At 58.6% G+C, this 10,428-nt stretch carries 8 protein-coding genes; 5 read left to right on the forward strand and 3 right to left on the reverse strand.

The genetic code is table 11. From position 1 onward, the window contains the following. The first annotated feature begins 27 nt into the window (after window positions 1-27). Entirely contained in the window at window positions 28-933 is a 906-nt protein-coding gene (locus NW856_RS08420) for a shikimate dehydrogenase (RefSeq protein WP_414399815.1), read from the forward strand. A gap of 63 nt (window positions 934-996) precedes the next feature. On the opposite strand, the gene glnT is transcribed toward NW856_RS08420, so the two are convergent. Beyond that, on the reverse strand, window positions 997-2,295 hold the full coding sequence (glnT, locus tag NW856_RS08425) for a type III glutamate--ammonia ligase (protein ID WP_414399816.1): 1,299 nt from the start codon (window positions 2,293-2,295) through the stop codon (window positions 997-999). Between the two features lie 379 nt (window positions 2,296-2,674). On the opposite strand from glnT, the gene ribH reads away from it, so the two are divergent. Next, window positions 2,675-3,259 (forward strand): 6,7-dimethyl-8-ribityllumazine synthase, encoded by a 585-nt coding sequence (gene ribH, locus NW856_RS08430; RefSeq protein ID WP_414383161.1) that lies wholly within the window; start codon window positions 2,675-2,677, stop codon window positions 3,257-3,259. Here the strand turns inward: ribH and htpG are convergent. Both htpG and NW856_RS08440 read right to left on the reverse strand, forming a co-directional pair. Beyond that, a complete protein-coding gene (gene htpG / locus NW856_RS08435) occupies window positions 3,253-5,112 on the reverse strand; it encodes a molecular chaperone HtpG (protein WP_414383163.1) in 1,860 nt (619 codons plus the stop codon). The genes ribH and htpG overlap by 7 nt on opposite strands. Before the next feature lie 107 nt (window positions 5,113-5,219). After that, window positions 5,220-6,689: an LCP family protein gene (locus NW856_RS08440; RefSeq protein ID WP_414399817.1), complete on the reverse strand. Its 1,470-nt coding sequence runs from the start codon at window positions 6,687-6,689 to the stop codon at window positions 5,220-5,222. Between the two features lie 25 nt (window positions 6,690-6,714). Between NW856_RS08440 and NW856_RS08445 the strand changes: the two genes are divergently transcribed. The 3 genes from NW856_RS08445 to NW856_RS08455 all read left to right on the forward strand — a co-directional run. Further along, window positions 6,715-7,407 carry a 4'-phosphopantetheinyl transferase family protein gene (locus NW856_RS08445; protein WP_414399818.1) on the forward strand — a complete coding sequence of 231 codons (693 nt, stop codon included), beginning with the start codon at window positions 6,715-6,717 and terminating at the stop codon, window positions 7,405-7,407. A gap of 208 nt (window positions 7,408-7,615) precedes the next feature. Further along, window positions 7,616-8,038 carry a plastocyanin/azurin family copper-binding protein gene (locus tag NW856_RS08450; protein WP_414399819.1) on the forward strand — a complete coding sequence of 141 codons (423 nt, stop codon included), beginning with the start codon at window positions 7,616-7,618 and terminating at the stop codon, window positions 8,036-8,038. Between the two features lie 66 nt (window positions 8,039-8,104). Next, on the forward strand, window positions 8,105-10,428 hold a 2,324-nt coding region (locus NW856_RS08455; protein ID WP_414399820.1), incomplete at its 3' end, for an HD family phosphohydrolase.

A 10,428-nucleotide genomic window follows, 5' to 3' on the forward strand; every position in this document is an offset into this window, starting at 1 on the left:
GGGTACAGTGTCCTAGTTTGAATCGAAATGACCCTAAAGGGATCCCTTGAGGAGTTGGCTGAGCCGGTGGACGGTCGGATTTCGGGAAGCACCCAATTGCTCGGTCTAATCGGGGATCCGGTGGCCCACAGCTTATCCCCAGCCATGCACAATGCTGCTTTGGCAGCTATGGGGGAAAACTATTGCTATGTGCCGTTTCCGGTGGCTCCAAAACACTTGGCGGCGGCGGTGGCAGGGCTGGCGGCCATTGGGGTGCGGGGGTTTAATGTGACGATTCCTCACAAACAGGCCATTCTCCCTTTGCTCGATCAGATTGAATCGCGGGCAGCAGCGGTGGGGGCGGTGAATACGGTTTACCCCTTGCCAGAGGGCGGGTGGGCGGGCACCAATACCGATATCGATGGCTTTGTGCAGCCTTTGCTGGGCCTGGAAAAAGGGATCCCTACTCTCATTCTGGGATCCGGGGGGGCAGCGCGGGCGGCCATCCAAGGCTGTTTGGAGTTGGGGCTGGGGCCGGTGCGGGTGGCGGGGCGATCCCCCAACCCATTGCTGGCCTTGCGACAGACTTGGCCGCAGGTGGAGACGGTGAACTGGGCGGAGTTGAATTGCTACCTGTCTCAGACGCGGCTTTTGGTCAACACCACCCCCGTGGGCATGCACAAGCCGGGATCCCCTGGCGGTCAAGGGCTTTCCCCCCTGAGCCGAGAGCAACTGGGCCTGCTGTCTCCGGGTGCCATCGTCTACGACCTGATCTATGTGCCGGATCCCACTCCTCTGCTGCGGATGGCCGCCGAGTTGGGACATACCCCCATCAGTGGGCTGGAGATGCTGGTTCAGCAGGGGGCCAAGGCCCTGTCGCTTTGGCTGGGAGGCAAGCCTGTGCCAGTAGAGGTGATGCGGCAGGCAGCTCAACACCAGTTGGCCCAGGTTTAGGGTCACTCCAGGCCAGTTGGAAGCCCTCTCTCAAGGTGTAATGAGATAACAACAACTACCGGGCTAGCAATCCAAGGTTGTTTCCCGCTCCCAGGGCGTGATCTGACGGTTGTATTCCTGCCACTGTTGGCGTTTGAGCTTGAGGTAGGCATTCACAAAGGGATCCCCCAGCCTGCTGCGGAACAGGGTACTTTGGTCTAAATGGTTGAGGGCTTCGACCAGAGAGCCGGGCAACGTTGGGGCATTGGGGAGGGGATCGGTGTAGGCGTTGTTGTCACAGCGGGGGCCAGGATCCCGTTGGTGTTGGATCCCGTCCAGACCGGCGGCAATGAGACCAGCAGCCAAAAGATAGGGATTGGCGGCAGCATCGGCCAAACGCAGTTCAAACCGCCCGGCATCCGGGATCCGAATGGCGTGGGTGCGATTATTGCCGCTGTAGCTGATTGTGTTGGGAGACCAGGTGGCCCCAGAGAGGGTGACAGGGGCATTGAGGCGGCGATAAGAATTGACCGTCGGGTTGGTGAGGGCACACAAAGCAGGTGCATGGTGTAGCACCCCGCCGATGAAGTGATAGGCCAGTTGAGAAAGCCCCAATTCCCCTTGGGGATCGGCGAATAGGTTTTGCTCCCCCTGCCAAAGAGAAATATGGGTGTGGCAGCCGTTGCCCGTCAGATGGGCAAAGGGTTTGGGCATGAAGGTAGCTCGATAGCCATGCTTTTCGGCAATGCTTTTCACCATGTATTTGAAAAAGGCGTGGCGATCAGCCGTAACTAGGGCATCGTTAAACCGCCAGTTCATCTCAAACTGGCCGTTGGCATCCTCGTGATCGTTTTGATAGGGATCCCAGCCCAGCTTCTGCATGCCATCGCAGATGTCCCGGATCACCGAGAAACGCCGCATCAAACTTTGCTGGTCATAGCAGGGCTTGGCCTGCCGATCCCGCTCATCGGAAATGGCCCACTCTTCTGGCGACAGAAGCATGAACTCGCATTCGATCCCCGTCTTGACTTGAAAGCCCATAGCTTCTGCTTGGGACAACACCTTCTTCAATACCCAGCGGGGGGTTTGTGGCAAGGGATCCCCGTTGACCTGGACTAGATCGGCAGGCATCCAGGCCACTTCCGGCTGCCAGGGCAGTTGAAACAGGCGCTCGCGCTCCGGCTGGGCAAACACATCGGGATCCGCTGGAGTCAAGTCCAACCAGGCGGCAAACCCGGCAAATCCAGCCTGACCCTCTGCCATGAAGTCGATAGCTGAGGCAGGCACCAGCTTGGCCCGTTGGATCCCAAGCAGGTCGGTAAAAGAGAGCAGAAAGTAGTTGATCCCTTGGGCGCGGGCAATTTCAGAAAGCGGCTGTGTCATGCACCCAAGCTAGGTCTTGGCCTCAGGTAGAGGTGTGTCTTTCCGCACAAAAATAGATCTTTATCAAAAGAAACGGCCAGGAAGACAAACACCGCCATTTGTATTCGCCCAGGGTTGCGCAGCAATGGGAAAATTCTCCCCTGGCCAACAATTACCCGTTGATGTTCCTTCCCGCTTTTGAGTCAGCCCAGATGGTTGCCAAGGCGGGGTGGAAGTTGAATGCCAAGAGGGCCAGCAAGCCATCGTTTCGAGCAGTACCTCTGGGCATGAAGGCCGGGGCGTCTGCGCCGTGGCTCCCTCAGTGAATTAGGATGGGAAAGCGTGGTTTTGCCGTGTCGGCCCGCTTATTCTTCTCTTGGGTAGGTCTGGAGCAGCGCAGATGGCAGTTTACGAGGGCAATTTTGTTCAGACGGAGGATCTGCGTCTGGCCATCGTCATCGGTCGGTTTAACGACCTAATCACCGGCAAATTGTTGGAAGGGTGTCAGGACGCGCTGAAGCGGCATGGTGTGGATGTCGGCCCGGAGAGCAAGCAAGTGGACTACTACTGGGTGCCCGGCAGTTTTGAGGTGCCTTTGCTGGCCCACCAACTGGCCCAATCTCGCCGTTATGACGCCATCATCTGCCTGGGGGCAGTGATTCGCGGGCAAACTCCCCACTTCGACTATGTGGCGGCGGAGGTCTCCAAAGGCATTGCGGCGGCAGGATTTCGTACCGGCGTGCCGGTTATTTTCGGGATCATCACCGCCGATACCCTGCAGCAGGCTCTGGAGCGGGCCGGGGTCAAGAGCAACAAAGGTTGGGAATACGCCATGAGTGCCCTGGAGATGGCTACTCTGATGCGCCAAGTTGCCCCCGTGCTCCAAGGCAGCTACAGCCACAGCGGCAACGGGGCCGGATCCCGTCCGTCTCTGCCCGGTGGAGCGGAAGCCCTGCAGTCTACCCTGGACAGCGCTGCCTATTGAGGGCGGGTGAGGCGAGTCAGCACTTCGTTGGAGCGCTGCACAAAGGCTCGCACGGCTGCCGGGTCAAAGCTTTTCTGGGTAATCAAAGCCAGATCGTAGATGTGATTGCAGATGAGGTGAACCAAGTCGGGATCCCGACCCTGATCGGCAAGAGACTGCAGGTTTTGGATAAGGGGATGGGCCGTGTTCAGAACCAGGGTGTGCTCTTCCAGAAACTCCAGCGGCTTTTGCTGGATGACGGCGTTGAGCTCCTGCAGGCGCCGCAGCGTCTCCGGTAGCAAGATCATGGCCGGAACCGACTCTGATTTAAGAGCTTCTGCTTTGATCTGCAACTTGTCTTTGCCCAGGGCCTGCCGAAAGAGATCGACCAACTTTTGGCTGCGGGTTTTTTGCGTGACCGGGTCAACAATTTCGGCGGCTTTGTCTTTATCTACCAGCGTTTCGTCCAGCTCAGAGTCCACCCGCTTAAATTGGATCCCTTCTTCTTTGTATTCCCGCTCCAAAAAGCTGCTGAAGTGGCTGTCGATCCAGCTATCCAGCATGATCACTTCCAGTCCTTGAGAGCGGTGGAGATCGATGTAGGCACTCTGGGCAGCCTCATCGGTGGCGTAGTAAACTCGCTTGTTTTGCTTGTCGCGGGTGCGCTCCAGGTACGCTTTCAGGGTCACATATTCGGGTTTGTCAGCAGGGGATCCGGCCACTCGGAAAATGAGAATATCCTTAATCTGGGCAAAGAACTTGTCGTTGTTCATCGCCCCAAACTTCATAAAGAGGCTGATGTCGGGCCAGACCTTGACGTATTTTTCGTAATCTTCTCTGTACAGTTCATTGAGACGATCCGCCACCTTTTTGGCAACGTGATCCCCAATGCGTCTTACGGTGCGGTCATTTTGTAAGAAGCTGCGGGAGACGTTGAGAGGAATATCCGGGCTGTCGATGGCCCCCCGCAGAGGCAGGAGAAACTTGGGGATGACTTCCTCACAGTTATCTTGGACAAAGACTTGATTGCAGAACAGCTTGACTTGACCCTTGGTGGGATCAATATCTGGGCGCAACTTGGGAAAATAGAGGATCCCTTGCACGATGAAGGGATAGTCGGTGTTGATGTGCACCCAGAAATGGGGATCCTCTTGAAAGGGATAGAGGTAGCGATAAAACTCTAGGTAATCCTCATCTTTGAGTTCGGAAGGTGAGGTTCTCCACAGGGGCTTTTGCTTGTTGATCACTTCCCCGTTTAACTTGATGGGAACGGGGATGAAATCGCAGTATTTACGAACCAATTCCCGAATGCGGCTTGGCTCCAGGTATTCTTCGTTTTCGGGGGTGATGTAAAGGGTAACGGTGGTGCCGATGCTGGAGCGCTCAGAATCGGAGAGGGTAAAAGTAGTGGTGCCGTCACAAGCCCACTTCACCGGCGTGCTGCCGGGCCGATAGGAGAGGGTGTCGATCTCCACCCGCTGCGACACCATAAAAGAGGAGTAGAATCCTAGACCAAAGTGGCCAATGATTGCTTGCTCTGCGTCTTTGCCCTTGTACTTTTGAATGAACTCTTCAGCGCTGGAAAAAGCCACCTGGTTGATGTATTTTTTCACTTCCTCGGCAGTCATGCCAATGCCGTTATCGGCCACCGCTAAGGTCTTGGCCTCCTTGTTGAGGGCAATCGTGATCTCCGGCTCTGGGAGATCTGCCACTTCGCCGGCAAGGCTGGCCATCTTCAGCTTGGTGATGGCATCAGCAGCATTGGAGATCAGCTCCCGCAAGAAGATCTCTCGATCCGAGTAGAGAGACTGCTTGATGATGGGAAAGATGTTCTCGGTGTGGATGGTGATGGATCCCTGTTCCAGCACGGTCATAGGTGGCTCAGCACTCAAACAAGCTCAGTGCTAATCTACAGAGACCGAAAAGTCCCCGACAAGCAGGCTCTTTTTCGGAAATCCGCACTCGCAACCGAACCGGCTCTCTAGAGCTGAGCGGCTCCGGGCGGAGCTTGGGCTTGGCCGTTCCCATCAGTGGTGCGGAGCGCTTCATCCAAAGCAAGTTGTTGGGCCCAATCCTGGCCGATCCGAATGGTGACGTCGGAGTTGAGAACGCCGGTGGACTCTACCCGCATCTCTCCTAGGCCGACGGCGGCGCGGATCTGTTTGGCTCCTTCGCGATCCCCGCTCTGGGCGAGGATCTCCGTTTGCTGCAGCACCTGAGTGCTGTCTTCCACGGCAAAAGCATGGACGTATCCTTGTCTCACCAATTCTTGCACCATACGACGGGCCATCCCCGGCTCTCCGGTCGCGTTTTGCACGGCTATGCGCAGGCGGTGTGGAGGAATGCGGGCTACCTCTGCCTCCAGGCCAAAGTGGGAGACGGCCACCCGTCGGATCCCGGCTGGATCCGGCAGCCAGTAGCTGGTGGAGAATTCTCCCGGCTGGCTGAAGCGGCCCGGCAACAGCACCAGGTCGATGCGATCGCCCCCAGAGGTGAGGACAAACTTGGCCAAGCTCAGAACCTCTTCCCAGGTGAGGTTGGTATCGAGGTTGGTGCGGATAACCTGCAAAATCTTTGGGATCCGCGGCCAGACAGCAGGGGAGAGCAGTTCCCGGCTCAGGGCCCGCAGCAATTCCTGTTGCCGTTGCACCCGACCGATATCCCCCAATCCCAGGTGATCGCGGCGAAAGCGGGCAAAGTGGTGGGCTTGTTCCCCGTTGAGGCGTTGCCAGCCGGGCTCCAGGTGGATGAACAACTGCTGGGTGTGATCCACGTATTGCATCGGTTCCGGCACGTAGATTTCCACGCCGCCCACCGCATCGATCAGCTCTTCCAGAGCGTCGGTATTGAGGCGAATGTAGCGGTCAATCGGGATCCCACCCATCAAGTGGCTGACCACCTGGGCCGCCAGCGCCGGGCCCCCTGCCAAGTTGGCAGCATTGATCTTGGTCACGCCAAAGCCGGGCAAGCGCACACGAGTATCGCGGGGGATGGACAAAACGGTAATCCGCCGCGCCTGGGGATCAAAGCGGGCCAAGAGAATGGTGTCGCTGCGGGTGTGGAAGCGATCTCGCTCTGTGGGCAAGGGCAGGCTGGGATCCGGGTTGTCTGTGCCGAGAATGAGGATATGCAACGAGCGATCCAGAGCCGCAGCCCGTAAGGCATCGGGACGGAAGGCTTCTTGTTCTGCAGGTGTGAGGGAAGTTGGGATCACCTGACGGGGCAACATCACGGCCAAGAGGGCACCGGCAGAACCCGCCAACACAGCCGTGAACCCCAACAACAGCCAGAGGATCCCCTGACGAATAGCCTGCTGACGAGCTGCGCGGACACGGTCAGGACGGGGGGGATAGTGGAAGGAGGGCATCAGGTCAGACCAGGCCTCGCGAGCGCGTACAGGAAAGGGTGTACTGTCTGGGTGGTGTTGCCAACTCCACCAATTCAAGGCCATGTTATCCCATCCTTATTCCTTAGAGTTGTCTAGACCCAACTTCACAGTGGGATCCCTGCAGCCGTTGTCGGGAAAGTCAGAGGTGCATCTTTGGCTGCAGACAGTCCCCCCGTTGGAGAAGTTGCTCCCCCAGCTCGGCCTTCTTTCCCCTGAAGAATGTCGGCGGGCAGAGCGTTTACAACTGCCGGCAGATCGGCGCCGCTTTCTGGCCGGTCGTCTTGGGTTGCGGAGCTTGCTTAGCCGCTACAGCGGCATTCCGCCCCAGGGGATCCCCCTCGACCACAGTTCTACCGGCAAACCCTACTGGCGGGATCCACCCCTGCCGCTGCAGTTTAACCTCAGCCACTCCCACGAGCGCGTCCTGATCGGCCTGAGATGGCAATACCGCATTGGAGTGGATCTGGAATGGGTTCGACCTGTGCTCCGCTGGCAGCGCATCGCCCAACGCTATTTTTCGGCTGCTGAGCAGGGCCGTTTGGCCAGCTGTCCAGCTCCAGAGCGAGATGCCCTCTTCTTCCAAATGTGGACACAAAAGGAGGCGCTCCTGAAGGGAACGGGCAGGGGTCTGGCCGGCTCTGCAGCTTTGGGCGAGGACTCCCGCTGGGTGACCTTACCGCTTCAGGTTGCCGGTGGCTACGCCGCTGCGGTAGCCCTTGAAATAAGGAAAGACGGAGAGGAAGCCCCAGCCGTGCGACTCTACGAGGATGTGGATGGCTAGACAGGGCAGAAGGGAATCAAAACCTCTCCGCCTAGAGATGCTATCTTGAGTTTCCAGGCTACTCGCAGAGGAGTGAGAAGGGAGGAGTGAGAAGTGAGAAGGAGAAATCTCTTCTCTTTGCTCTTTTCTCTCTCCTCGTTGCTCTTTTCTCTTTGCTCTTTCCTCTCTCCTCGTTGTTGCAATGTTAAACAGGTTCTGTCATTTCCTGGTGCTGGGAATCTGGCTATCGGCCCTCATGATTGGGATCCCGCATCCGGTATGGGCGCGGGATCTCTCCAGACAAACGCCGCAGGAGAAGGTGGTTGAGTTGGGCACTGCCGACAATCAGTTGGTGTTTGCGCCCAAGGAACTGTCTTTTCGCAACGGCAGCCTCTACCGTCTTCGCCTGAGCAACCCCAGCCAATTGAAACATTATTTCAGCGCCAAAGATTTTGCCGATGCCGTTTGGACCCGTAAGTTGGACGTGGCCGGCGTGGAAATTAAGGGCCAGATCCGAGAACTGGAGCTGAAGCCAGGCGCTTCGGTGGAGTGGCAATTTATTCCTCTGAAATCTGGGGTCTATTCTCTGGTTTGCACTATTCCCGGCCATGCAGAAGCAGGTATGGTGGGGCAGATTACCATCGGCGATTGAGATCCTCTTCCTGGGCTACCCGGCCAAAAGGGGATAGAAAAGAGAAAGACGCTGCCAGGCCAATCCATGAAAAACCCGCTCACGCCCAAAGCCCTTCGCGCCACCGACGCGAACGCGGAACACTGGACTCGGCGACGCCAGGCAGCTTCCCCTCGAAAGAGCAGGCCCCCCCTTTCGGAGCGGATTGCCGGCTATGCCCTCGCGCTTCTCTCCCTCACTGCTGTCCACGGGATCCGCTACCACAACGAACCACAACTGACCGTCGGCAGCCGCTCCCCGCAGACGTTTCTCGCCCCTGCTGCGGCGGAGATTGAAGATGTGGAGGCTACCCAGGCCCGACAAGCTGAGGCGCGACGGCGGGTGGTTCAGGCCCTCAAAATCAACAGCACCGCCAACGACAGCATGCGGCAAAACCTGGAGGGTCTCCTGGCTGAGGTGGAGGCCATCCGCCAAGAGGCAGGTTCTCTGCCCTATGTTTCTGTCCAGTTGCTGTCTCTGCCAACGCAGATCTATCTGCGCCAGCTTTCCCCGGAGGAGTGGGAACTCCTTCAGGCTCGCGCCCGACAAGAGGCCATCCGCGGAGCCACCCCATCTCCTTTGGAAGAGCCTTCTTCGGGGCGACCGGAGCAGCTTCCTCCGGAGCAGCGGGCCAAGCAAGAGCTTGTCGAGGTTTGGCAGCGGGTCTGGTTGGACGGATCGGCCACCCAGATGGCGGCGACGGATCCCTATACCCAGTTGATTGCCCAGGTGGAAGCGGCGCAGCAGCGCTATCGGGCAGCTTTGCCGGCTCTGGAGCAGCTCACCCCCCCTGTTCCGGCCACAGTTCTCAACTTGGCAGATGCGGATTGGCAGCATTTGCAAACCTTGAGCCGGCGGGTCTTGGAGCGCCTGCAGAAGATAGGGATTGTGGATGGCCTGCCCCGCGAAGTTCGCGCCGAAGGGATCCAAGCCCAACTGGACGATTTGATTTTTCCGGGCAGCGCCGCCCAACGACAGGAGCTGCAGGCCCTGGTCTATCAGTGGCTGCAGCAGGTGCTCATTCCCAACGTGGAGGTGGATCCCCAGCGCACCGAGCAGCGCATTCGCGCCGAGCTGGAAAAAGTAGAGCCGGTTCTGATCTCGGTTGCCGAGAACCAGGTGATCGTGCGAGCAGATCAGCTCATCACTCCCGAAATTTTTCTCATCTTGGACCACTTTGGGCTCACCCAGCGCGGGATCAACGTCTGGGGCTTGGTGGGGGTGGCCGGCGTGATGGGCCTGGGCCTGGCTGTCTTTGTGCCTCTGCAGCAACGCTTGCGGCCAGGGTTGCGCCGCCGGGATCGGGTGTTGATCCTCATAGTTTCCCTGACCGCTCCCCTTTTGGCGGCCTTGTTCAAGCTGGAGTTCAGCTCCCTGCCGGCAGTGGGGCTGTTGCTGGGCAGTTTTTACGGGGCAGGGCTGGGCTTGGTGGTGGTGGTAGGCCAGGCGCTGTTTTTGCCCTTGGTCTCCCCTGTCAACCTGCTCACCCTTGTACCCTTGCTCTCCGGCAGCGTGGTGGCCTCTGCCTTGGCCGGGCGTTCCCGTTCCCGCGAAGAGCTGGCCTTGTTGGGAGGAGGAGCGGCAGCGGTGCAGATGCTGGCCTACGGGGCGGTTAGCTTGGCCACCACCGGTGGCATCGACCTGTTGGCCATGGCTTTGGCAGGGGGAACCAGCTTGGGATGGAGCATTGTTGCCCTGGGAGCCAGCCCCTACCTGGAGCGCCTATTTGACTTAGCCACCCCCATTCGTCTGATCGAGTTGAGCAATCCCAATCGCACGCTGCTGCGGCGGCTGGCTGCAGAGGCCCCCGGCACCTTCCAGCACACTCTGCTTGTGGCCACTTTGGCAGAACGGGCTGCCCAGAAGCTGAACCTCAACGTGGAGCTGGTGCGCACCGGTACTCTTTACCACGACATCGGCAAGATGCTGCAGGCCCGCTACTTCATCGAGAACCAGATGGGCAGCCTCAACCCCCACACCCAACTGGACGATCCCTATCGCAGTGCTCAGATTATCAAGGCCCACGTCAGCGATGGCTTGCGCCTGGCCAAGCAATATAATCTGCCTACCGCCGTCCAGGCGTTTATCCCTGAGCACCAGGGGACGATCCTGATTGCCTACTTCTACCATCAAGCCCAGATGAAAGCCGGGGGTCAGCCCGTACCCGAAGAGCCGTTCCGCTACGATGGCCCGATCCCCCAGAGCAAGGAGACGGGGGTGGTGATGATGGCCGATGCCTGTGAAGCCGCCCTGCGCAGCATGACTCTGAGCGATGGCTTCGGCCCCGATGTGGTCGAGCGGGCAAAAGCTGTTGTCCGCAAAATTGCCCAGGCCCGTTGGCAAGATGGCCAGTTGGTTGACAGTGGGCTGAC

The organism is Synechococcus sp. R3-13 (genome assembly GCF_047462195.1).
Classification (GTDB): domain Bacteria; phylum Cyanobacteriota; class Cyanobacteriia; order Thermostichales; family Thermostichaceae; genus Thermostichus.

What these genes read in the sequence shown, in the direction of transcription:
- NW856_RS08420 (WP_414399815.1), top strand. Translation starts at nt 28, where the DNA reads ATGACCCTAAAGGGATCCCTTGAGGAGTTGGCTGAGCCGGTGGACGGT.
- glnT (WP_414399816.1), bottom strand. Translation starts at nt 2,295, where the DNA reads ATGACACAGCCGCTTTCTGAAATTGCCCGCGCCCAAGGGATCAACTAC.
- ribH (WP_414383161.1), top strand. Translation starts at nt 2,675, where the DNA reads ATGGCAGTTTACGAGGGCAATTTTGTTCAGACGGAGGATCTGCGTCTG.
- htpG (WP_414383163.1), bottom strand. Translation starts at nt 5,112, where the DNA reads ATGACCGTGCTGGAACAGGGATCCATCACCATCCACACCGAGAACATC.
- NW856_RS08440 (WP_414399817.1), bottom strand. Translation starts at nt 6,689, where the DNA reads ATGGCCTTGAATTGGTGGAGTTGGCAACACCACCCAGACAGTACACCC.